The sequence below is a fragment of the Microcoleus harperi Pol14_C6 genome (genome assembly GCF_036701295.1).
In the GTDB taxonomy this organism is placed as follows: Bacteria; Cyanobacteriota; Cyanobacteriia; order Cyanobacteriales; family Microcoleaceae; genus Microcoleus.
Genome location: NZ_JAUBQN010000059.1, coordinates 1 through 25,308, shown reverse-complemented (window position 1 = coordinate 25,308; position 25,308 = coordinate 1). Strand labels below are relative to the sequence as shown.

At 45.4% G+C, this 25,308-nt stretch carries 15 protein-coding genes; 7 read left to right on the top strand and 8 right to left on the bottom strand.

Annotation, left to right across the window (positions count from 1 at the left end; all coding sequences use genetic code 11):
* The 4 genes from QUA27_RS25450 to QUA27_RS25435 all read right to left on the bottom strand — a co-directional run.
* Positions 1-3,167: WD40 domain-containing protein (locus QUA27_RS25450; protein ID WP_333071607.1), on the bottom strand; the 3,167-nt coding region annotated here is incomplete at its 3' end.
* The gene (locus QUA27_RS25445) at positions 3,167-4,942 is read right to left on the bottom strand and encodes an AAA-like domain-containing protein (RefSeq protein ID WP_333071605.1); all 1,776 of its coding nucleotides are present in this window, start codon (positions 4,940-4,942) and stop codon (positions 3,167-3,169) included. The genes QUA27_RS25445 and QUA27_RS25450, both read right to left, overlap by 1 nt.
* Before the next feature lie 242 nt (positions 4,943-5,184).
* A complete protein-coding gene (locus tag QUA27_RS25440) occupies positions 5,185-5,916 on the bottom strand; it encodes a WecB/TagA/CpsF family glycosyltransferase (protein ID WP_333071602.1) in 732 nt (243 codons plus the stop codon).
* Positions 5,917-6,123: 207 nt separating this feature from the next.
* Positions 6,124-6,261: a hypothetical protein gene (locus QUA27_RS25435; RefSeq protein ID WP_190657693.1), complete on the bottom strand. Its 138-nt coding sequence runs from the start codon at positions 6,259-6,261 to the stop codon at positions 6,124-6,126.
* 111 nt (positions 6,262-6,372) lie between these two features.
* On the opposite strand from QUA27_RS25435, the gene QUA27_RS25430 reads away from it, so the two are divergent.
* From QUA27_RS25430 to QUA27_RS25410, 5 genes are all read left to right on the top strand, one after another.
* Positions 6,373-9,582 (top strand): phosphorylase b kinase regulatory subunit alpha/beta, encoded by a 3,210-nt coding sequence (locus QUA27_RS25430; protein ID WP_333071600.1) that lies wholly within the window; start codon positions 6,373-6,375, stop codon positions 9,580-9,582.
* Positions 9,583-9,692: 110 nt separating this feature from the next.
* Positions 9,693-9,842, top strand: coding sequence for a hypothetical protein (locus QUA27_RS25425; RefSeq protein ID WP_333071597.1), 150 nt, complete (start codon positions 9,693-9,695; stop codon positions 9,840-9,842).
* A 239-nt stretch (positions 9,843-10,081) separates the two neighbouring features.
* Positions 10,082-10,564 carry an Hsp20/alpha crystallin family protein gene (locus QUA27_RS25420; RefSeq protein WP_333071595.1) on the top strand — a complete coding sequence of 161 codons (483 nt, stop codon included), beginning with the start codon at positions 10,082-10,084 and terminating at the stop codon, positions 10,562-10,564.
* A 633-nt stretch (positions 10,565-11,197) separates the two neighbouring features.
* Entirely contained in the window at positions 11,198-17,242 is a 6,045-nt protein-coding gene (locus QUA27_RS25415; protein ID WP_333071592.1) for a hybrid sensor histidine kinase/response regulator, read from the top strand.
* Positions 17,243-17,251: 9 nt separating this feature from the next.
* Positions 17,252-18,751 (top strand): hybrid sensor histidine kinase/response regulator, encoded by a 1,500-nt coding sequence (locus tag QUA27_RS25410; RefSeq protein ID WP_333071590.1) that lies wholly within the window; start codon positions 17,252-17,254, stop codon positions 18,749-18,751.
* A 328-nt stretch (positions 18,752-19,079) separates the two neighbouring features.
* Here QUA27_RS25410 and QUA27_RS25405 read toward each other — a convergent pair whose 3' ends face one another.
* The 4 genes from QUA27_RS25405 to holA all read right to left on the bottom strand — a co-directional run bounded on the left by QUA27_RS25405 (position 19,080) and on the right by holA (position 22,622).
* Positions 19,080-19,232, bottom strand: a complete 153-nt coding sequence (locus tag QUA27_RS25405; RefSeq protein ID WP_333071588.1) for a hypothetical protein — start codon at positions 19,230-19,232, stop codon at positions 19,080-19,082.
* A 63-nt stretch (positions 19,233-19,295) separates the two neighbouring features.
* Positions 19,296-19,505 (bottom strand): hypothetical protein, encoded by a 210-nt coding sequence (locus QUA27_RS25400; RefSeq protein ID WP_333071587.1) that lies wholly within the window; start codon positions 19,503-19,505, stop codon positions 19,296-19,298.
* A 920-nt stretch (positions 19,506-20,425) separates the two neighbouring features.
* Positions 20,426-21,415 carry a hypothetical protein gene (locus QUA27_RS25395; RefSeq protein WP_333071586.1) on the bottom strand — a complete coding sequence of 330 codons (990 nt, stop codon included), beginning with the start codon at positions 21,413-21,415 and terminating at the stop codon, positions 20,426-20,428.
* Between the two features lie 229 nt (positions 21,416-21,644).
* Positions 21,645-22,622, bottom strand: coding sequence for a DNA polymerase III subunit delta (gene holA, locus QUA27_RS25390; protein WP_333071585.1), 978 nt, complete (start codon positions 22,620-22,622; stop codon positions 21,645-21,647).
* Positions 22,623-22,797: 175 nt separating this feature from the next.
* Here holA and QUA27_RS25385 point away from each other — a divergent pair, with 175 nt between their 5' ends.
* Together QUA27_RS25385 and cbiE are read left to right on the top strand one after the other, a co-directional pair.
* Entirely contained in the window at positions 22,798-23,538 is a 741-nt protein-coding gene (locus QUA27_RS25385) for a DUF1868 domain-containing protein (protein ID WP_333071611.1), read from the top strand.
* A gap of 241 nt (positions 23,539-23,779) precedes the next feature.
* Entirely contained in the window at positions 23,780-25,084 is a 1,305-nt protein-coding gene (cbiE, locus tag QUA27_RS25380; protein WP_333071584.1) for a precorrin-6y C5,15-methyltransferase (decarboxylating) subunit CbiE, read from the top strand.
* The last annotated feature ends 224 nt before the right edge of the window (positions 25,085-25,308 follow it).

The following is a 25,308-nucleotide window of genomic DNA, read 5'->3' as shown; positions in this document are numbered from 1 at the left end:
TTCCACAGTTTGATGGTCTTGTCACTGCTAGCAGAAGCCAAGGTTTTGCCATCGGGACTAATCGCGACGCTATTGACCTGAGCGCTATGCCCGGTGAGGGTTGCGAGGGGTTTTTGAGTTTGCAGGTTCCAGAGTTTGATGGTCTTGTCAAAGCTTGCAAAAGCCAAAGTCAAGCCATCGGGACTCCATGCGACGCTATTGACCGAATAGCTATGCCCGGTGAGGGTTTTGATGTTTTTTTGGGTTTGCAGGTTCCACAGTTTGATGGTCTTGTCACTGCTAGCAGAAGCCAAGGTTTTGCCATCGGGACTAATCGCGACGCTATTGACAAAACTGCTATGCCCAGTGAGGGTGGCAATGGCTTCTTTGGTTTGCAGGTTCCACAGTTTGATCGTGTTGTCACTGCTAGCAGAAGCCAAGGTTTTGCCATCGGGACTAATTGCGACGCTATTGACAAAACTGCTATGCCCAGTGAGGGTGGCAATGGCTTCTTTGGTTTGCAGGTTCCACAGTTTGATGGTGCCGTCCGCACTAGCAACAGCCAAGGTCAAGCCATCGGGACTAATCGCGACGCTATTGACCGCACTGCTATACCTAGTCAGGGTTTTGATGTTTTTTTGGGTTTGCAGGTTCCACAGTTTGATGGTGCCGTCACCGCTTGCAGAAGCCAAGGTTTTGCGATCGGGACTCCATGCGACGCTATTGACAAAAGTGCTATGCCCAGTGAGGGTGGCAATGGCTTCTTTGGTTTGCAGGTTCCACAGTTTGATCGTGTTGTCACCGCTAGCAGAAGCCAAGGTTTTGCCATCGGGACTAATCGCGACGCTATTGACCTGATCGCTATGCCCAGTGAGGGTGGCAATGAGTTCTTTGGTTTGCAAGTTCCACAGTTTGATGGTCTTGTCACTGCTAGCAGAAGCCAAGGTTTTGCCATCGGGACTAAAGGCGACGCTATTGACAAAACTGCGATGCCCAGTGAGGGTGGCGAGAGGCTTTTGAGTTTGCAAGTTCCACAGTTTGATGGTCTTGTCAGCGCCAGCAGAAGCTAAGGTCAAGCTATCTGGACTAAAGGCGACGCTGTTGACAAAACTGCGATGCGCAGTGAGGGTGGCGAGAGGCTTTTGAGTTTGCAAGTTCCACAGTTTGATGGTCTTGTCAGCGCTACCAGAAGCCAAGGTTTTGCCATCTGGACTCCAGGCGACGCTAATAACCGGATTGCTATGTCCAGTGAGGGTAGCGATAGGTTTTCCGGTTTGCGGGTTCCACAGTTTGATGGTGTTGTCATCCCTAGCAGAAGCCAATGTCTTGCCATCTGAACTAAAGGCGACGCTTCTTACCAAACCGCTATGCCCGGTGAGGGTTTTGATGTTTTTTTGGTTTTGCAGGTTCCACAATTTGATGGTGTTGTCACCGCTAGCAGAAGCTAAGGTCTTGCCATCTGGACTAAAGGCGACGCTAAAGACCGAATTGCTATACCCTTCCAAACTATTGCGCTCTTTTACTTCGGAAACTGCTTGTTGCAGCGCACCCATCACTTGTCCTTTGATGTCTTTTCTCATGTCGGCTGAAGGATCTAGTTTTTTAAATGTTGTTCCGGCTTTCAATGCTTCCAGCAATGCTTGAAATGTCTGTCCAGAAATAAATGATTGATTGGAAAAAGCACTTTCCTGGATGGTATTTGATAAATTATTAGCTTGAGTGACTTGCTTCCCGGCAAAAAAAATTGCCCCAGTTGCAATTAACATAGCCACCCCGGCAAAAAAAAAGGTTCCAATTCTAATCGATCGTATTTTTTGCTGTGCCTTGGTTAGCGTCTGATTCGCTTCAGTCAAAATTTTATTAGCTTGTCTCTGAGTTTCTATAGCTCGTTCAATTTCCCGCACCCGCCGTTGTAATTCCCGACTGGCATTTAAAAACTGATAATCTAAATGGCTCAAACTTTTCCCGGCTGCCCAAGTTTGAGCCTCTTGCAATGCCTGCCCCCGCAATAAACGTGATTCATCCTGGCAATCGGACTCTATCCAAGCTTTAAAACTTTCGCTATAAGGGCTGAGATTAGCTAATTGTTTTTCCACCCAATCTCTTGTAAAAACCGATTGATAAATTGGATTGTAAACTTTCAGTTTGCCAGACTGCTTAACCACTAATCCGGTTAATCGCAGTTCCATTTGTTCGGGAGTGTCATCAGCCACTATTTCATGGTGCTGCCAAATTGGCTGATATATCTTCAGCAAGCGACTGGCACGTTGTTCGCTGCGTAAAATTCGATCGCGAATCGTCTTCAAATGTTCCGGTTCATCCTGCCCTTCCCAATTATCAATTACCTTTTGTCGAATTAAATTGGCTACCCAATCGGCATGAAGTTCGATAAATTCTAAATCGAGATGAAGTCCGATCAATTTGCAAATTTTTTGGGTTAAAAATGGCTGCCCGCCCGTCCAATATAATACTGCTTTTAACAAGAATTGAGAATTTTGTGCTTGAGTTTCTAAGCCGAATGCTAAAGGTTTTGCTTCCTCAAATTTAAACCCCGTTAACTCAATAGCGCGACCAATATTAAACGGAGTGCGGCGGCGATCGCTTATCAAATCAGAAGGCGTTGCTACCCCAATCAAAGCAAAAGTTAAGCGGTTGTATTCTGGCTTATCTGCCCGCTGGTTGAAACAGTCGCGAATCACGGCAAAAAAATCATCACTATTAAATGGCAAAGCCAATACGCTGTCAATTTCATCAACAAAAATAACGATACTTTTATCAATCAAATCCAGCAATCCCTCTCTGATAAACTTGCTGAAGCGTTGAACGGGAGACAATAATTCATTACTTGTCCACCATTCATAAGAATCAAAACGCTCGTAAAATTCAAAACTATTCACCAGCGAGTCAATAATTCCAAAATACCACTCTTGAGGAGTAATATCTGACGTACCAATTGACGTGATATCAACCGCAGCACAGGCAAATCCTTCTTGCTGCAATCTCGCCATTGTCTGCACCCGCAAGCTAGATTTACCCATCTGTCGCGAGTTGAGAACGTAACAAAATTCTCCGGCTTTTAATCCGTCATAAAAATCTTGGTCAGCTTGTCTCCTAACATAGGTTGGTGCATCTACAGGTAGGCTACCACCTACTTGATATTCGTAATGTAAATCAGGTTTGTCATTCATTAATGAACTCCCAATCGATCTTTAAAATAAAGGCGGTAGAGATTGCACAGAGGAATTACATCATTACCCCGCAGTTTCACCAAACCCAGACTGCGAAGTTTAAACGCTAGATTTGCTTCTAATCGTACCGGATGGGAGCTAGCAATTACTTGTTTCATTGCTGCTGCCAAATTAGGATCGTCAGTGACATTAAATAAATGTCGGCGTAAATGATCGCCATAAATTCCTTCTTCTGTAGGCGCAATCTGTAAAAATTGTTCTAGGTTCAAAGAACCGCGAGCAATTTCATAGAGCGCTTTTCTTAACAGGTAAGGATGTCCGTCCACCATTCCTATCAGTTGTTCAATTTCACGGGCAGACCACTTCAGTTGATGTTTTTGTACTAATTCATTAATTTGTTGCTCGTTGAATTCGGGTAACTCAATGGGTAAACCGACATTAAACGGCGATTGGTTGATGTTGAGGGGAATATAAACTTCTTTGGAATGAGAGATAACTAAACGCAGTTTTTTCCAAGCTGGTTCGTTTTTGCCTTTTTCATGCCACGCCCGCAGCAATCCAAAGAATTCTTGGGCAATCTCAGGATACTGAAAAACTTGATCGACTTCATCCAATCCCAAGGTTAAGGGAGAGGTAATGGTTGCCAACAGATAGCGCTGAAAATAGTTGCCGCATTTTTGCTTGCTCCCCATGCCTTGTTTCCAGTAGTCTGCTACCCGATATTCTAAGTTTAATTCATTGGTGATGTCGCCACAAAACCACTGCAACAACTCATCCAGATTGGTGAGAAAACTGCCATCAGCCGATTGAAAGTTTAAATAAGCTGTTTGATGTCCCTGTTCCCGAGAATGGTGCAGAATGCGCTGTACTAAAGAGGTTTTTCCCATTTGATGGGGTGCTTTTACTCGGATCAAAGCTCCTGGTTTGAGAATGGTTTGGTAGCAGTCGGATTCGATGGGAGGACGATCGACATATAGCTGACAATCTAAGCTAACAGAACCTTCTGGGTTATCTAAGTTGGCAATTGAAATAATCGGTGAGGCGATGGATCGGGTATTTTCAATCGCAACTGGTGGATCTTCAACATTCTCGCTTACTGCTGTATCTAAAGCCTCTGTCTCTTCAACTGTTGTCTCTACAGGAGAATCAGGCTTTGTCTTCAATACCGGCGTGAGGTCTTCAGGAATGCCGGCCATACTAATACTGGTACAACCCCATTCATAGGCAAATTCGACAGTTTTGCCGGCACCCAATGCGTCGTAAAATCCTACCGCGAATTCTCTGGCAGCATTATCACCGACGGCTTGGTTCATGCCAATCACATAAGGAATATAGTCAGCGATGGCTTTGGCTTGCACTTCTGAATAACAAGCGTTTAGTACCACACACTCTACTTGATTGTGAAACAGTTTAAAAAGACCGGCTAATGCTTTTGCATTCACCAGCTTAATTTGTCCTGTGTCATCTTCAAGGGCTAACCCGCCTTCTCCTGCCCCATGTCCGGAAAAATGGACAATTTCTGGATTAAAATCTAAGACTGCTCGCTGCATTTCTCGTGGCGTCACCGCCCACTGTTGCTCGAGTTGAAATTTGTCACGCTTTTTAGAACGTTGCAACCCATCGGCAATTTCTTGAACCTCTTTACCTAAGCGCAGGGGCGTGGAGTTTTTGGGGTTAGCTGCCAAAAACAGGATAGTTTTTTTCTTTCTTGGGGAACTACTCATAAATGGGACTTTGATTAGGGGTGATGCACTATTACTCCCTTTGGCCCCCAAGAATATCTAGTGAAGAGGACAAGGCTTTGCTGCGGCCTTTGATAGATATTGGCTCGCGATCGCCCCTACAAGATATTATTGTTTTTTTGGTGCCGATCTACTTAGTAAATTAAGTGTACCAGCTCTACGGGAATATACTGTATCATGTCAGGTAAATTAACCATAATTATTGTAGAGACGGGTTCACGCGCGATCGGCAATATCAGCCATAACTCCCGTAAACCCGATTCGATTGGGAACTTTTAAGCTCGAAAATTTCCCAAAGCTTTCAATGCAAATTGCGGCAAAGCTAACATCCTGCGCCACCGCCACGGTTCTTGATAAAGTCGGTACAACCATTCTAAATGATTGTCGCAAAACCAAGCCGGCGCGCGGTCTTTTGTTCCCGCCCAAATATCGAAACTGCCGCCTACTCCCACCCAAATTGACTGAGGACAAAGGTGTCGGTGTTCGGCAATCCAAAACTCTTGACGAGGCACTCCCAAGCCGACAAAAATCAGTTTTGGCTGCATTCTTTTAAGGCTTTCACGGAATTCTTTTTCTTCCTCTGCGGAAAGATAACCGTGTTGAGAAGCAATCGACAATCCGTTAACTTTTTGCTGCCAACTTTTGGCCGCTGCCGCCGCCACTCCTGGGGAACCCCCAAAGAAAAATATTGGTTCCGAATCCGGCAATTTTCCGGCTTGTTGCAGCAGCGATTCTGCTAATTCAATCCCCGGATAGCGCTGCGCCGGTTTGCCGCGCATCCGCAAGTACAGCACCACTCCCGAACCGTCGGGAATCACCAGTTCCGCTTTGCGGATTACATCTGCTAAAGCCTGATTTTGCTCGGCTTGCATCGCCATTTCAGCATTCAGCGTCACGACGTGACTTCCTAACCCTTGATGCAGGCGCTGCATCAGCCAACCTGCATAATCATCTAATATGTGAACTGGTAGTCCCAGGACTGAAAATTGCGGGCGCGATCCATCCATATTTTTTTCTTTGAGATTCCTACACACCTAGTTATTTAAATTAGCTGAGATTGGCGATCGACGCTAGAGCAGTCTTGGTCCCAAAAAACCCGGTTTGTGCCACCAAAAGTCTGTTAAGTCATCGTTCTGTGGCCCAGGAACCGTTTTTTTTGTAAGCGACGAGTCGCGCAAGTTCATTAGAGTTTGCCAGTCAAGTGCGATTGAGCATTAGTGTTCGATTTTTTTGACCGACCCGTCTGCGTACCATTCCATCGGTACTAGCTCAATTTTACCATTTATTTTCACTGTAGAGTAGACAACTTTCACGAAAGGAACGCTGTTGTTATTGTGGTTTTTCGTAGACATGGCAATTACCTTTTTGTGTTTGGATAACTTGAGAAACCATCTAATATCTGATATATTTAAAAGTCTATTCACCGCAATTCGGCTCGCATCAGGAAAAAGAAGGAAAACGAAATGGCGATCGCAAAAACCCAGCGGCAAACCAGGTTAGATTATTACTACCAGCAAATCAAAAACATCATCCTCAAGCGCCAAAATCCAATTACTGGTTTGCTGCCGGCGAGTACCGCCGTTAACGCCCACGGCGACTACACCGATGCCTGGGTGCGCGACAACGTGTACAGCATTCTCGCGGTTTGGGGTTTGGGTTTAGCTTACCGCAAAATTGATGGCGATCAGGGCAGAACTTTTGAACTCGAACACAGCACAGTCAAACTGATGCGCGGCTTGCTGTTTGCGATGATGAAGCAATCGAGTAAAGTAGAACATTTTAAAAATACTCAGTCGCCGCTAGATGCGCTGCACGCTAAATATAATACTCAAACTGGAGATATTGTTGTCGGTGATGACAAGTGGGGACATTTACAGTTAGACGCTACATCTATATTCTTATTAATTCTTGCTCAAATGACGGCTTCCGGGCTGCACGTAATTTTTACAATAGATGAAGTCAATTTCGTGCAAAATTTAGTTTACTACATCGGTAGAGCCTACCGCACGCCGGATTACGGAATTTGGGAAAGAGGTCATAAAATCAATCGCGGCAATGCAGAATTGAACGCCAGTTCAGTTGGCATGGCTAAAGCAGCGCTGGAAGCAATAAATGGGTTGGATTTGTTTGGAATTAAAGGCTCTCAAGCATCGGTTATTCACGTGTTGCCAGACGAAATTGCCCGAACTCGCATAACTTTAGAATCGCTTTTGCCTCGCGAATCTAGTTCAAAAGAAGTAGATGCCGCTTTATTGAGCGTGATTAGTTTTCCGGCTTTTGCTGTGGAAGATCGAGAATTAATAGAACGGACTCGAAATAAGATTATTGACAAATTGCAAGGAAAATACGGCTGCAAGCGGTTTCTGCGGGACGGACACCAAACAGTGTTGGAAGATGCCGATCGCCTGCACTACGAACCCACAGAGTTAAGACAGTTCGAGCACATTGAATGCGAGTGGCCGCTATTTTTTACTTATTTGCTCTTGGACGGCATATTTCAGGGAAATCAAGCTCAAGTGCAAGAGTACCAGCAGCGTTTGGAATCTCTAGCAGTCGATCGCTCTGGTTTGTCACTGCTACCCGAATTGTACTACGTCCCCGCCGAAAATATAGAAGCAGAAAAGCTAAATCCCCGCAGCCAGCAGCGCTTACCCAATGAAAATATTCCCCTCGTTTGGGCGCAAAGTTTGTACTTTCTCGGTCAATTGCTAAATGAAGGATTAATCGCAGTTGGCGATATCGACCCGCTGGGAAGGCATCTATCAGTTGGCCAATGCAGAGAACCTTTAGTGCAAATTGCACTGTTAGCTGAAGACGAAGATTTGCAAGCAGAATTAGCCGCTAACGGCATTGCCGCACAAACCCCAAAACAGGTAGAACCAATTCAAGTCCGCCAGACTAAAGAATTATCAGCTATTTACACGCAAATTGGACGCAACGACCCATTAGGTTTAACCGGGCGGCCGGTGCGCCGTCTGCGGAGTTTAACAACTTCTCAAGTGTTTAAAATTCGCGAAGAGGCGATCGTATTTCTCCCCTCATTTTTGGACAGACAAGAATTTTATCTAACTCTAGACTACCATTTTCTAGTAGCTAAAATCCAAAGCGAAATAGCTCACATTCACCGCCACTGGTATCAGTTGGGACGCCCCACGGTAACGCTGATGCTGACTCACACGATGCTGGAAACCGGCCGGGAAGCGTTGTTAGAATTAATGAAGGAATTCCGGGATGGGTATTGTAAAAACACGCCCGTTAAACTAGGGAATCTTAAGCAGTTAATGTTGACTGCTGGTACAGAAATTATTGATTTAATGCACGACTTTGAATTTACTGAATCTCCTGTGACCGGTGCCGTAGAAACGCGCCGATATCTGACTTATAATCCTGACAAAACTTGGCCATTGGGTCACACGCAAGAATTTAAATTAGAGTGCGAAACTAATACTAGCTTCTTACTAAACAGCTTGCGCGATTCAGAAAATTTGTACGAACAAATTGAGTTGCTGCACACGTTGGTTCGCCTCAAAGGATTAAATTTTGATACAAGATTGGGAGGTACGGAAGAAATAGTTAAAGTTGTGGACTTGCTCAACGAAGTTTATACAAAAGCTGGAGAAAGTTCGCAATCAAAAATCCAATGGGCAGTGATCCGCCATGCCGCAGGTTTGCTGGACAAAGTTGATATCAGCTTGTCCGATGCAGTGACAGACATTTTGGTGCGACAAAAGCAAATTGCTGTGGGGAAAGCCTACAGCGAAGATTCGATAATTTCGCGACCCGGATCTTACACGGAAGTGATGGACAAAATTCGCCAATTCTGCGGAGAAGACATTCGCGATCGAGTTCTCACCCAAGAAATTCTAATTTACCTCAGCGTCCTAATTAAAGCAGAACCGCAATTATTTAAAGGTCTGCTGACACTGAGAGTTAGCTACTTTATTCTGCTGTTAACAAGCGAATTAGCCCGCGAATTGGGAGTTACGCAAAATGAAGCTTACGAATATTTAATGCAGCTAAGTCCCTTTGAAATCAAAAATCGCCTGCGCCAAGTGTTGGCAGAATACGAGGAAATGAATCAAATCCTCAAACAACAAGAATCCCTACGCGTCAAACAGCCGGAAAAAGATATTGAATGGGTAGTAGCGCCAGTTTCCGAAGAACCGCAAGTGCCTGGGGGAGGATGGCGCCGGAAGCGGCAAATGGAAGGTGCAGTCAATCGCGTACCGAAGGATTTTTATCCGAGTGTTTGGGGACTGCTGCGGCACTGCAAAGGCTTGATTATTGGCGACAAATTAGAGCGACGCAATCGGTTAGATAGCCATATCATTTTATCGGAAATGACCCCAGGCGAAAAGAATTTTGCGCTACAAATCGAGCATTTGCTAAATAAAATTGTCGCGCCAGAATACCGACAAGTGAATATTGAGGCGCTGATGGAGTTGGCAGCAATTGCCCAGCGTAACCCTGAATTGCAAGTAGAAGAATATATCGTTTTAGATGTATTAGTCGGTCACGCGGTGCGGCTAAATTGGCTAGGAAAACACCAGGAAATAGCCGATAAATATGACGAAGACAAAGCGGCGGCTTGGCAAGCTTTTTACAATACTTCGCCTTACGTTTGCGCCAGTCACGTACTCGATGCTTTCCGATTCTTGACGAAGTTGGGATAGATTGAGATAGTTCGGCTGTTGAAACCGCAACGACACAAACTAAGTCCGCCTCTACGGACTAAGAAATAAGGGAGATATTTAAGCTCGATCGCGATTATGCGAGATCCCTCATGAGCGCGAGCGATGGCTATGGGAAAGCAGCGATTACCCGCACTGCACGTCCTTACACGTCTGCTACACATCATCACCTGCACCGCATTTTTGGTGCGGTTGGCAACACCCGCGATCCTTTCAGGAACGCTCGCGCCGTTCAGGTCTGAGGCAAGCTCATCATGGCATTGCCACAGTATTGTCGGTTTCTAGGAATAGCTTTGTACGGTTTTCTTCACTGCCACTTAATTCCGAGTCTTTCGCACTTATTCTGGCAAATACGACTAACTGAGTAGGGTTTTCCTGACTGTTGCTCCCACTTGGAAAGCGGCATCATAATAACTGTAAGCAACGAGCTTCAACCCAAACTTTCGTTATAAAGTCTTACCAATCTTTGAGGTAACAGATTATGTTGATGCGCTATTGGCAACCATTCACAGAAATTGAAACGATCCGCCAGCAACTCGATAAAGTTTTTGACCAACGGGCAACAACGAGAGATAACTCAGAAGCCGCTTGGATGCCCGCTGTGGAATTTGCTGATGCTGGGGACAACTTCGTATTAAAAGCGCAACTGCCTGGAATTGACCCCAAAGACATTGACGTTCAAGTCACTCGCGAAGCAATTTCTATCTCTGGCGAACGCCGCTACGAAAACACAGACGAAAAATCTGGCTACGTTCGCTCTGAATTCCGCTATGGCAAATTCCATCGGGTGCTTCCCTTGCCCGCACACATTCAAAATGACTCTGTGCAAGCTGAATACAAAGATGGCATTCTAATGCTAACCCTACCCAAAGTAACTGAAGCCCGCAATAAAGTCGTCAAGATTAATTTGGCCGAAATTGCTGGAACTCCAGCAAATCCAGCTTTGGAACAGGCTAATCAATAACGATCGGCTGTGCTTAATCGAGTGAGGCAAATTTTCCCAAATTGAGCCTAATTGGATTTACTTAACAACAACAGAACTGGAAAAGTTGATACCGGGAGCTACACTTGCTCTCGGTATTCTTTATTAGGGAAAGCCCAGCGAAAAACCACCTACAACTGTCCTGCACCCACAGTGAATTCAGTAACGCTTACAAGGCAGGCTTCTAGTAAATGCAGCAGAGAGCTAGACGAGCAGAATACCCAATCGTGATCCCAGGCTTGGAAATCCCTTAGTCTTCCGTCCCATCCATTTCTGTGGCGAATAAAGAAACTTGGGCTATGTTAGACCACAGGGCGCTTTTACGGTCATCAGAAACTCTGGGGAAAAACGCTTGCGGCTATTGCATCTAATATATCTTGCAGCCGTTCCGCTTCCCGCCTCATAGTGCTACAGCCTCCTCTAAAATGCGATCGCGAATGCGTTCTTTCAACATATCCACGCTCCGCGCTCTCATGAACCCACGATTGCTAGAAGCGAAACATGAGCTCACTTTTGTTGAGTAAATTACTATGTTACAATCAGCTCCAATCATAATTAAGTTTTAAAACAGCCCTTAACCTCACGCTCAATTCCCTTACGATCTGTAGAATAACAATGACTATCAACTTAGCTGGCTATCAATTCCTTGAAACCCTCCACAGCGGGATAAGAACTTCAGTCGATCGCGCTCGGAAGGAGTCGGACCTTTCCAGCGTGATCGTCAAAACGGTAAAGGCTGAGTATCCCACTCTTTCTGACATCACCCGCTTGCGCCACGAATATCAAATTTTGCACAGCTTGAACGTAGAAACAATTATCAAACCCATTAGTTTAGAAAGCTATAAAAACGGTTTAGCACTGCTATTAGAAGATTCCGGCTCTAAGTCTCTCAACGATTGGATGAAGGGGAAAAAAATCACAAGCATTCAATTTATTTTTTTGGGTATACAGCTTGTCTCTGCTTTAGCAGAAATCCATAAATCTAACATTATTCATAAAGATGTAAAGCCACAAAATATTATCATTAACCCAGTTACTGAAAAAATTAAAATTATTGATTTCAGCATCGCTTCGCGCCTGGAGCGAGAAAATTCGACGCTCACCCATCCAGATTTGCTCGAAGGCACACTCGCCTATATGTCCCCAGAACAAACTGGCCGGATGAATCGGTCAATTGACTACCGCACTGATTTTTATTCACTAGGCGTTACCTTCTATGAAATGCTCACAGGCGAGTTGCCCTTTAATTCCACAGACCCGCTGGAATTGGTACACAGTCATATTGCCAAAACTCCCATTCCCCCTCACCAGCTAAATCCTGAAATCCCACCACAAATTTCAGCGATTACTATGAAGTTATTAGCTAAAAATGCTGAAGACCGCTACCAAAGCAGTGACGGGCTAAAATTTGACTTAGAAACTTGCTTGATCAAACTACAGGCTAGCGGATATATTTCCAACTTTGTTGTGGGAAGTGCGGATAAAGCAGGGCAATTAAACATACCGCAAAAGCTCTACGGTCGCTACAAAGAAATTGAAAAAATTCTCGAAACTTTCGATCGCGTTGCCAGTGGCACCACCGAATTAATGCTGGTTTCCGGTTATTCCGGGATAGGCAAAACCGTTTTGGTCAATGAAGTTCACAAACCCATTGTGCGGCAACGAGGCTATTTTATTGCGGGTAAATTTGACCAGTTCAAGCGCAATATTCCTTATGCTTCCCTGATTCAAGCATTCCAATCCTTAACTCAGCAACTTCTAACCGAAGGCGAACTAGAAATCCAAACTTGGAAAGAAAAACTGTTATCCGCTTTAAGCGATAACGGACAAGTCATCATTGAGGTTATCCCTGAAGTCGAATTAATTATTGGCAAACAGCCACCAGTAGCAGAACTAGGGGCAACTGAAGCTCAAAACCGTTTCAGTCGCGTCTTTAAACAATTCATTGGCGTATTTACGACTATTGACCATCCCTTAGTTATTTTCCTCGATGACTTGCAGTGGGCGGATTCAGCATCATTAAAATTAATAGAATTGCTAATAACTGATTCTGATAGCAAGTATTTATTGCTGATTGGCGCATATCGAGATAACGAAGTTTCTCCAACTCATCCGACGATTCAAACAATTGACAAGATTCGCCAAACTGGTGCGACGGTGAATAATGTTGTCCTTCAACCATTACACCTGGTTCATGTCGAAGAATTAATTGCGGATACTTTAAATGAATCTGGCGGTTCGGAATCCCTGTCTGTAAAAACCCGAAATTTCGCGTCTCTACTTTTTAATAAAACGCAGGGCAATCCTTTCTTCATAAGTCAACTCCTAAAAACTCTCTATCAAGAAGATTTGTTGACTTATGATTTATACTCTGGCGTCTGGCAATGGAATATCGAGCAAATTCAAGCGATCGGCATCACCGATTACAATGTTGTCGAACTGATTGCTAGAAACATACGCAAATTGCCTGAAGATACACAAAAAGTATTAAAATTTGCTGCTTGTATTGGCAACACTTTTAACTTAGAAGTTCTGGCGATTGTCAATCAGGAATCATCCTTAGTCACGGCGGCGCAATTGTGGGCAGCACTTCAAGCGGGCTTGATTTTACCTTTGAGCAATGAATACAAAATTCCCCTCGTATTTAGTCAGGAAGAATCGGGCGGTTTTACCTTAACTGATGTGAAGGTTGACTACAAGTTTTTACATGACAGAGTGCAGCAAGCTGCCTATTCTTTGATTCCCGATGAGCAGAAAAAAGAGACCCACTTAAAAATTGGTCAACTGCTGCTGCAAAGTACAACGCCCGAAAACCGAAAAGAAAATATTTTCGCTTTAGTTAACCAACTCAATTATGGTACTGACTTACTTACGAGTGAATCCCAAAAATATGAACTAGCCCAATTGAATCTGATTGCAGGTCAGAAAGCGAAAGCTGCTACAGCCCACGATTCCGCCGTCAAATATTTGCAAGTAGGTTTATCTCTGCTAGCGGTACATAGTTGGGAAAATCGCTATGAACTGGCATTAAGGCTGCATGAGGAAGCAGCAGAATCAGCATATTTGAGTGGTGATTTTGACGGAATGCAGAGATTCGTTGAGATAGTACAAAACTGCGCCAAAACGCTATTGGACAAAGTAAAAGTGTACGAAGTCCAGATTCAAGCTTATATGGCGCAGAACAAGCTGCTAGAAGCATTGAATACGGGGCTGCAAGTCTTAAAGCAGTTGGAAGTAGAGTTTCCCGACTCGCCAAACCCATCTGATATTGGGCAGGCGCTGGGGGAAACTGCGGCAATTTTGAGCGGAACGCGAATTGAGGACTTAATCGATCTCCCTGAAATGACCGATCCTTATCAATTAGCAGCGATCAGGATTTTGTCAAGTATATTTTCTGCTTGCTATTCTGGGATGCCCGTACTGGTGCCTTTAACAGTTTGCAAACAGGTCGATTTATCTGTTCAATATGGCAATGCTTCTGTGTCTCCCTTTGCATATGCGGTATATAGTCTTCTTCTTTGCGGGGCGGTAGGAGATATTGAGCGGGGCTATGAGTTCGGCCAATTAGCTTTACGTCTAGTGTCAAAGTTAAATGCCAAAGAAATCGAAGTCAAGACTTGCCACTTAGTGTATGCAGCCGTTCAACATTGGAAAGAACACGTCCGAAATACCTTAGAACCTTTCCTGGCAGCTTTCTCTACTGGACTGGAAACTGGAGATTTAGAATATGCTGGCTATGCCGTCATGGTGTGGAGTCATTACTCGTTTTTTGTTGGCAAGCAACTAATGCAACTCGAACGAGATATAGCAACTTATACAGATGCAATTCATAAAATCAGCCAAGAAACAGCGCTTAATAATACAAAAATCTGTTGGCAAGCCGTCTTAAACATGATGGGAAAAAGCGAAAATATATGCCTGTTAAAGGGGGAAGTTTACGACGAAGAGAAAATGCTGCCGCTATATCAGCAAACCAATAACCAACTGGCAATTCATTACTTATACTTGCATAAACTTGCGCTTTGTTATGTGTTTGAAAAATACGCGGAAGCTTTAAAAAATATCCCTCAAGTAGAAAGTTCTTTCGGATCATCTACAGGGCAGCTAACTGTTGTTATCTTCTATTTCTACGATTCTCTAGTACGGCTAGCTGTGTATTCTGAAACTTCGCAGTCCGACCAACAGGACATTCTTAACCGAGTACAAGCTAATCAAGAAAAATTGCAAAAATGGGCGCATTATGCCCCAATGAATCATCTACATAAATTCTATTTGGTAGAGGCAGAAAAAAATCGTGTTTTAGGCGAAAAAGTAGAAGCGATCGAGATGTACGACAAAGCGATCGCTCTGGCTAAAGAAAACGAGTATATCAACGAAGAAGCACTAGCTCACGAACTCGCTGCTAAATTTTATTTTTACTGGAATAAAGAAAAAATAGCCCGAACCTACATGACCTATGCTTATTATGCCTATATGCGCTGGGGAGCTTTAGCTAAAGTTAAAGATCTAGAAGAAAAATACCCGCAATTAATAGCGCGATCGCCTGCGGTCATGGGAACCCCTTTCGACCCTACGATGACAATTGATCCTTTGACCATTACAGGCGCTCAAACAGAGTTGCTAGACTTGGCAACTGTAATGAAAGCATCTCTTGCCATTTCTAGTGAAATTGTTCTACCTAACTTGCTCACCAAGTTAATGAAAATTTTGATAGAAAACGCAGGCGCTGAAGCTGGAGCGCTTATTCTATCAAAAGATGGTCAACTTGTTATAGAAGCGGCGGGGACTAAAGATCGAGTCCGAGTGCTGGAATCTTTACCAGTATCAACTTCTGGGCAAGTGCCTATCTCGGTACTTAATTACGTCACCCGAACTCAGAAAGATGTCGTTTTAAATGATTCGGGCCGCGAGGAAATCTTTAACGCCGACCCCTACATTACCCAACACAAACCAAAATCAATTTTGTGTGCGCCTATCCTATATCAAGGTAAGTTAAGTGCCATCTTGTACCTAGAAAACAACGTGCTGGCTGGCGCTTTTACACAGAAGCGGGTAGAAGTGTTGCGGATGCTATCGGGACAAGCTGCGATCGCCTTAGAAAATGCCAACCTCTATCACACTTTAGAAGTCAAAGTAGAAGAACGAACTGAGGAATTAAAAGCAAAAAATACGAGCCTAGAAGTGGAAATTAAAGAGCGACAGCGAGCCGAGCAAGCGGCCGAAGCCGCAAACCGCGCCAAGAGCCAATTTCTTGCCAACATGAGCCACGAACTTCGCACACCGCTCAACGGCATTTTAGGTTATACCCAAATCCTCAAACGAGAGACAGGTTTAACCAGCCAGCAAAATTCTGGTATTAACATTATTCATCAGTGTGGCGAACACCTCCTAACCCTGATCAATGACGTTCTAGACCTCTCCAAAATCGAAGCCGGAAAAATGGAACTCTATCTCACCGAGTTTCACCTGTCAGACTTTCTCCAAGGCATTACTGAAATCTGCCAGATTCGCGCCCAACAGAAGGGAATCTCTTTGATTTACGAACCGCTAACTCCACTTCCCACTTGCGTCCAAGCCGATGAAAAAAGATTGCGGCAAATTCTCATCAACTTACTTGGTAATGCGATAAAATTTACCGAAAAAGGAGGCGTTAGTTTTAAAGTAGACAGGCTGGATACTCAGCAATCTTTGTCATCACCCATCGCCAATCCCCAATCCTTAACAGCGAAATTTATTTTCCAAGTAGAAGATACAGGCATTGGCATCGCGCCGGAGGAACTCTCAAAAATATTTTTGCCCTTCGAGCAAGCCAGCGGTTCAGTTCGCCAGGTAGAAGGAACAGGATTAGGGCTGCCAATTAGTCGCCAATTAGTGGAGATGATGGGCGGCGAACTGAAAGTACAAAGCTCTTTAGGTAAAGGCAGTATTTTCTGGTTTGAGTTAGAGTTGCCTATTACCGAAAGCTGGGAAGGCTATCAAAAAGAACCTGAAAAGATTATCAGGGGTTTCCCAGGCGAGCGGCGGAAAATTTTAGTCGTTGACGATCGCTGGGAAAATCGATCTGTCCTAGTTAATCTTTTAGCTCCCATTGGGTTTGAATTAATGGAGGCAACGGACGGTCAAGACTGCCTGAATAAAGCGCTGTTATTTCAACCGGACTGTATTATAATTGACTTAGTAATGCCAGTGATGGACGGCTTTGAAGCGGTGAGGCGGCTCAGAAAAATCCCTCTATTGAAGGATGTAATCGCGATCGGAACTTCTGCTAGCATTTTATCGGGCGATCCCCAGAGCATTTTCCAGGCGGGTTGCAACGCTTTTCTCCTCAAACCAATTAGGGCAGAAAAGTTATTAGAATGCTTGGGCAACCATTTAGGTTTAGAATGGATTTATGAGGAGCGAACAACTTTCAGTTCAGAAGGTATCTTCACCGATCCCCCTTCCCAAATCCAAGACCAACAACTGATTGCTCCCCCTTCGGAAGAAGTTGCAGTCCTGTTCGATTTAGCCATGAAAGGTGAACTCCTCAGTATGGAGCAGCGAGCCCGCAAGCTGAAGGCAATAGATGTGCGTTATGCACCTTTTGCCAATAAATTGCTTGAATTAACTAAAAACTTTGAAGAAGACAAATTAGTAGAATTTGTTCAACAGTTTAGATGAGGACTAAAAATGACTAGCGAATCTTTAGACAGAGGAACCATTTTAATTGTGGATGATACGCCCACTAATCTGGGTTCAGTATTGGATTTTTTGAGCGCATCTGGCTTCACCGTTTGGGTAGCTCGCAGCGGGTCTAGCGCTATCAAAAAAGTGCAATATTCTCAGCCGGATTTAATTTTGTTGGATGTTCTGATGCCAGAGATGGACGGATTTAAAACCTGTCAACATCTAAAAGCAAATGACTTAACTAAAAATATCCCAGTCATTTTTATGACCGCGCTGGACGATACAGAAAGCAAAGTCAAAGGCTTTAATGTGGGGGGAGTTGATTATATCACTAAGCCCCTTCAACAGGAAGAAGTTTTAGCTCGGGCTATCACACACCTGAATCTGCGAAATCTAACTAAAAAGCTTCAGGCGCAAATTGTCGAGCGCGAGCGAGCGCAAGCCGACCTACAAGTTTTGACACAAGAACTAGAGACGCGAGTAGAACAGCGCACCGCTGAACTTTCCCAAACGAACGAACGCCTCAAGCAGGAGGCTGCTGAACGCAAGCTTGCACAAGCAGCTTTGCAAGCCTCGGAAGCGCGAGAGCGGCACAAAGCCCTACAGCTCGAAAATTCCCTGCACGAACTCAAGCAGGTGCAAAGCCAGCTCATTCAAAGCGAAAAAATGTCGGGGCTAGGCCAACTCGTAGCTGGTGTAGCTCATGAAATCAATAATCCAATAAATTTTATTTATGGAAATCTTTCCTATGCTCTGGAATATTCAAAAACTTTGGTCACTATCATTGACCTCTACCAAAAGCACTATCCCAATCCGGCTCCAGATATACAAGCAGAAATCGCAGCAAGCGAGCTAGATTATCTCAAAGACGACTTGCCTAAAATGTTCAAATCGATGTACTTAGGAGCCGATCGCATCCGCGAAATCGTTTTATCTTTGCGCCTCTTCGCACGGCAAGAAGGATATGAAATGAGATCTGTCAACATTCACGAAGGCATGGACAGCACGCTGATGATTTTACAGAGCCGGCTAAAATTTAAGTCAGACCGCCCCTCGATTGAAGTGGTGCGGGACTATTGCCCAAACCTGCCCGAAGTGGAGTGTTATGGGGGAGAAATGAATCAGGTATTTATGAACGTACTTGCAAATGCGATCGATGCTATTGACGAGTGGAACACGCAGAGATCGCTAGAAGAAATTAAAGCGAATCCTAGCGTGATTCGGATTAGCACAGAAGTAACAAGCAGCAATTGTGTAGCTGTCCGAATTGTAGACAATGGGCCGGGGATCTCGGAAGATGTTCGTCGCCATGTATTTAACCCGTTTTTTACGACAAAACCCCCCGGTAAGGGCACAGGGATTGGGTTATCGATTAGCTGGCAAATTGTAGTGGAAAAACACCGGGGAAGCTTGGGGTGTATTTCTGCACCAGGCAGAGGAACAGAGTTTACTATTGAGATTCCGATTCGGCAGGAGTCTCCTGTCTTGTCGCTGTCAGCTTGATGTTCTGCAAAAAAGTTAGTAAATTCATAGGGTGAATTTTTTAAACTACTCCCCAATCTAGCAAGCTTAACAAAAGTTGTGTGGCCGCTGCTTGTCAAGTTTTCTCACCAACGCTCGTCATCCCAGGGATCACCAACTAAAAAACCCAGGGGTCGCCGGGACTGCGTGCGATCGCTGAAGGGGTAACAAGAGAGCTACGAGGTAGAGCGCATAATGGTTTCCGCCCTTATACCTCTCTGATAAAAGCGGCGTTTATGGGGGGATTTACTGGTTAATTCGGCAGTCCATTAGTGATATTGTTCCCAGTTTTTAACGCAGTTTTATCCATTTAAATCCACACAAAATGTACTGCATCTTCAGTAAATGCTCCCGGCTTCTTTGGGACGACAGACATATTTTTTTCCTGATGTCTGTTGATTTCATCTCCTTGCAGGGTTGACTTTAAATAAGCCAGAGACCTCACCAAAATCATTGATTTCAATCGGTTTTCTCTTACTCCAGTGCCTTCTAAATTATAGCCCCCACTTTTACAGTCTCGGAACATTTATTCAATCCCCGTTCTTCTTTTATACGCTTGGATGGCGACGATTAAAGTTCCCTGATTCGTCAAGATATACCAAGGCCATTTTGTGTTTTGATTGCGGTAGTTTATTTTCCATTTAGCTGCCACGACAAAATCCTGAAAATTGCCGGGTTTTACGGATTCTCTTCCCTTGATAATATAAGGCGACTCCCAGTTTAATTGGTAACTCATCTAATCGCTGCCAAATTTTATTTTTGACTTCCAGAAAAGTCGCTTTTTTCAACCTTAAACAAAATCAGACATTCCTTGTCTGGAGCCAGGTGGCTAAATCTAGGGAACAAAACTCGCGGTTTCCTAGCACCACTATTTGACAATCTTTGAATATTGCTAAAACTGAGGAGAGTACACTTTCTTGTTCCCCCTGGTTACTATTGCCTATGTGCGGCAGTAATATCCAAGCTAATGGAATAGCTCTTCTTGACCAAATCACGCAAACCATTAATAAGTTGAGATTTTTTCACTGGCTGCGGTCAATCGCTAGATATAACTTATGTTTCGACTTTTTGGGTACCGATTTCTCTAGGCAATAACTGATGATAGGCCACAATAAGCTACTAATCGTTAAGCTACGTACATCCAAGAATTTTTGTAGCTTTCTGCGTCTTCCTTCACAAGTTATCCAGATTGGAAAGACTCTTGCTATTGTTTCTAGTTTGACTTTTTTTCGGCTTGAATCATGTTGAGCCACAAGCAGCAACATCAGGAAGTGGGCGCAGCCCAATTTTTTTCTAGATGCTCGTGACTAAATTCCATTAGTATTTTTTTGATTTGTGGGTTTACTTGTCAGTATAGTAGACCCATCTTGTTTGGGGAACCCAGCTCTCATCCCTTCTGTGTCAAAGTTTCAGCTTCCTTGTTAACCCCCAGAAATTGTCTGTTAAAAAGCAATCAAACAATGAGTGGGGTGGGCGCCCCGCCCGCGGAGAATATGCAATTTAAATGCGCGACAGCTTAAATGAAATTTTAATAAAATTGAAAAAAGTCAAAAGTTAAGAAAGCTTTCAGTAAAAACAAGTTTTTTTACTTTTGGCTTTTGACTTTTGACTTTTAGCACATCGAGTATTCAACTCAAAACTCAACACTCAAAACTCTTAAGGCGCTGCTGCTGCCCTGCGGTTGGCAACAATCAGATTAGCCTGATATTCTGCCGCTTTTTGCTGAGCCTTTTGGTAGTTCGGGCTGGTTGACGGTACGGCTCTCATGAGCTTAACCGCTTGCTGCCACTCGCTTGCTACTGCGATCCACTCATTTTGAGACTGAGCCTTCTGGGCCGAAATTGCTGCCTTCTGAGCTGTGTTAACGGCTTCCCTCCAAGAGTCAGGCTTAGGCGCGGGGGCTTTTGGTGCAGGAGAAGCTGGAGCTGGGCTTGCTGGCGCAGCAGCAGTGGGAGAGGGTTTTGGTGCAGGGGAGGCTGCCTGTGGGGTGCCTGGAGATGCGCCTGGAGAGGATACAGCGGCTTTAGAAGGGGGAGATGAGGGTTGGGGGGAGGGGGAAGCTGCTTCGGGGGCGATGGGTTCTGGGTTAGAGTCGCCGAAGGGGAAAGTTTTAGTAAAGAAAAGCCCTGCGATCACCGCCAGAGGTACTAAGATACCCACAGGTATTACCCATTTGGGAAATTGTTTTTTCGGAGGCGGGGCTTGATCTTCGTCTTCGTCTTCGTCTTCCTCGTCGTCATCTCGATCGAATTCTCCTTCTTGATAATAGTCTCCGCCTTCGGGCACGACATCATCTAAACCTACAGAGTCGTCAGGCATTCCACTATCCAAGGGGTAAGGCATGGGATCGGCAGGCATCAGATCAATTTCATCTTCCCACGCAGGCGATCCGTCACCTGTTCGACGCCCGTAAACCTTTACAGTGTGAATTGATTCGAGTCCCAGCTTCGTCATGCCGGTGCGGATGAAATCGACCAATACCATTTGATCCGGTACTTTGTCTGCCTCCAGAATTATGTGGAGGCAGCCGTTGTCCCGCGTCACATCGGCGTTGATGCCTTTGGGTTTGAGTGTACGGTTGATGCTAGATGCGATCGCTTTTGGATCGCCTTGCTTGAGCAGTTCCCGCGGGTTCTGTTGTGTCATGGGTAGCGCTCTTTTTTTGGGGGGGGTGGAGAGCCGGCAAATAATATTAACCGATCGGCATTCGGCGGACAATATTTATTTACCACATTAACTTCTACTTTGCCATTCTGAGAGTATTTCTAGTATCTATTGACCTTTTGGCCCGCGAGCCTGTATCAAGCACATAGCCGCTATCGAAATTTGTTGTAAAAATTTACAGTAAGGGGCCGATCCTGTGCCCTGTCGCGCATCAGCGAAACAAGCTAGAAAGTTCTATAACTTTGGTTTGCAGGGTTGAGTTTTCTTCCCGCCCCCGCTTTAAAGAAGCTTCTAAGTCTAGCAGCAAAGGCAAACTTTTTTGTAGTTTTTCTAAGCTGGCGTTCTTGACTTCTTGCCGAAAATAGTATACTCGCTTCGGATTGCCGAGATCTAGAGCTTGAGCAATTTTATCATCGCGATCGCCAGCTTGGATCATTGCCTTTACCCAGAGCCAAATCCGAAACTTACCAGTCAAGCCAGCCACAATCCTCAAACCAGGCTCGCTGCGGCCAGTTAAGCCTGCCAATAAATCCAAAGCGGCGGAGGTATTGCCCTCGCGAATCGCATCGGCTAGCTGGAAGGTATTTTGGGCGTGACAGTGCACCAGTGCCGCAACTTCTTCCGGGTTCAGAGGTTGGCTGCGGTTGCCCGCAAACAGCAGCAATTTTTCGAGTTCGCTGTATAGCTGGCGGGTATCGCTACCAATGGATTGGGCCAAAAGTTCGATCGCTGTGGCGGTCAATTTTACGTTCATTTCGCCGGCGACTTGGCGCACCCGCTGGACTAATTCTTTGTCATTCCAAGGTGGAATCGGTGAAAATTCCCGCACTTGGGCGGACTGGACAAGTAACTTGGTAGACTTGAGCCGGCTGTCGGGTTTTTTGACGGATGTCAGCAGCAGCACGGTGGTAGGGGGAATCACTGGCAGTGTTCGTTCCAATTGCGCTAACAGTTCTGCAGAACACTGCTGCGTAACAGTCGTATTTGCCAGCCAGACAAAACGGCTGCCGGTACCGAAGGGGGGCGTTAAGGCTCGATCGAGCCCTTCGACCACAGTGTCGGGTCGATCGGCAATAATCTTGTCATAGTTAAAACTAGCCCAGTTGGGGTCGAGGACTGTTTGGCGCAAACTTGTCACAGCCTGCGCCATCGCAAAGTCGTCTTCCCCCCAAAACAGGTAAATTTGCATGAAAAACGCTCACTAGCCAAAAAAATACAGTTGCACGCGAGGCTTGTCCAACATATCCTGAATAGGGCTGTTGGAAGCCCGCGCCATAATATAAAATTTGGTGTGGGAGTATGTCACCGCGAGGAAATCAAGATTGGATGATACTTATCAAGCTTACGTAAATCGGGTGGCGCGAATGACGCTGCTGGACTCTTACAAGTCCCAGGTGGAACACATTCAGGAATCTCCAAAATTTAAGCCGGACGAAGCTGGTCACAGAGATCCTGTACCTTTTCCGGGTTATTCGGTGATTACGCCGCCGGCTGGGGAAGATGCAGAAAATGCTGCACTTTATAGTAATTTGCACTCGATCCAACAACGGCTATTGCATGAAATAGCGGACGGTGCGATCGTGGCACTGCCTCCTGATAGCTTCCATTTAACCGTAGCCGATTTGATTTGGAGCAGCGCTTTTCGAGATGCCTCTGATAAAAATCCCGAATTTGAGGAGCAACTGCGTTCGCGCATGGCCGATCGTTTTGCCGCCTGCAAACCCTTGGCGGGGGGCCCTCCCATTCGCTGGATAGTGCTGGGGTTGATGGTGATGACTAGAGCTGTGGGTGTTTGTTTAGCACCGACGGACGAAAACTCTTACAAGCAAATTCTGGAGTTTCGCCGATCGATCTATCAAAATCCCGATTTAATGGCTTTGGGAATCGAACAGCAATATCATTTTACGGCCCACATTACTCTGGCTTATTTTGGGGACGTCGGGCCGAACCTTGACCGCGATCGCTTGTGCGCTTTGCTGTCAGAGTTAAACGAGCAATGGCTGGACACGCCGCAAGAACTGTCTGTACACCGAGTGGAACTGCGGAAGTTTGACGACATGACCACCTATCTCCGGCAACCGGACTGGCCTGTGTTTGAGTTTTAACGAAGGAAGAGGGAAGAAGGAAGAAGGAAGAGGGAAGAGGAAGAAGGAAGATTTTTTCCATCTCCCACTCTCCCCATCTCCCACTCTCTCGCCCCCCTCTCCCCCTCTCCCCTGTGACAATAGTCAGGATATTGCCTATTAAATGCTTTAATTATTTTTGTTTGACAGTAAAGTCAAGGAAAAAATTTATGAAAAACCAGGAAAAATCAGTAATTCTGGTTTTTTACTTTTTGCTTAAAAAGTGACAGTACATGTTGTTGGTATAGGTTTAGATGGAGCTGCTGGGCTGAGCGAATCGGCGCGGCAGGTTGTAGAAATGGCTGCTCTGCTAATAGGGAACGAGCGCCATTTGAGCTATTTTCCCCAGCACGACGGAGAGCGCTGGGCATTGGAAGATTTGACCGAAGCAATTCTGGAAATTCGCCGCTGGTGGGCGACTGAACCCGAATTAGAATCCTCTGCGGGGATGGTGGAACCTCGCGATCGACCGATCGTAATTTTAGTGGCCGGCGACCCGCTGTTCTACGGCTGGGGAAAGTTGTTAATTGCCCAATTGCCGGCAGAAGAATTGACTTTTCACCCCCACGTCAGTTCTGTGCAGTTGGCTTTTAATCGCTTGAGAATCCCTTGGCAAGATGCTCATTGTGTAGGCTCTCAAGGACGCTATTTTGAGGAGCTGACGGCGAAGCTGAAGCTCGGTGTGGAGAAGATTGCGGTGCTGGCGGACGAAGCTCACACTCCGGCTGTACTCGCAAGTTTGGTGAAAGCTCTAGATTTGCCGACACGCTACGAGTTTTGGGTTTGCGAAAATTTGGGGGCGGCCCAGGAACGGGTAAGCCACAAGTCTCTGGAAGCTTTGCTGAGAGAGTCTTTTGCACCGCTGAGCGTGGTTGTGATGCTGCGGGATTCCCCGCCGAGGGCAGAACCTTTGGATTTGGAAAAGTTGCCTTTGTTGGGTATACCGGATGCAGCTTTTATCGGTTGTGGCGACAAGCCGGGTTTGACGGTTGAACGGGAAGTGCGGGTGTTGGTGCTGGGACAATTGGCTTTGCAACCGGGACAAGTTGTCTGGGATGTGGGTGCTGGTAATGGTTCTGTGTCGATCGAAATTGCTCGTTTATTCCCGCAATCTGAGGTGTACGCCATCGAAAAAACGGTTTTTGGTACTTCTGCGATCGAGTTCAACTACGGCCGTTTTGGCCTGCAAAATGTCTTCTCGATTTACGGAACCGCCCCGGAAATCTTGCACCGCTTGCGTCCTCCCCACCGGATTTTTATTGGCGGTAGTGGCGGAGGGTTGACTAAAATTTTGGGCGTTTGCGCCCTGCGGCTGCTTCCTGGAGGCTCGATCGTCCTGGCTTTGGATGCTTTTGAAGATATTGCTACTGTTTTGAGCTGGATGGGCGATCGGGTGCGCCGCGAACCGCACTGGAGTTACCGAATCGTGCAAGTGCAGTTATCGCGTTCTGTGGCTGGGGGGAATTCAACTCGTTTTGATGCGTTGCGGCCTGTTTCCATTGTGACGATCGATCGACACTTGAATTAATGTCTGATTTTTAACCGCAGATTAACGCAGAGTAGCGCAGATTAACGTTAATAGGATTTACGCATAGTCTATTTGTAGGGTGCAACAAGAGCAGCTTACCGCTACGAATTGGTTATACCAAATCCGCAATTTAAGCGTGCATCTAGCGGGTGCATCTCACTTTTGCGAATATGTCAAAAAAGGGTTAAAATGAAAAAGCTAGTAAAATCGTCAAATAAAGATGA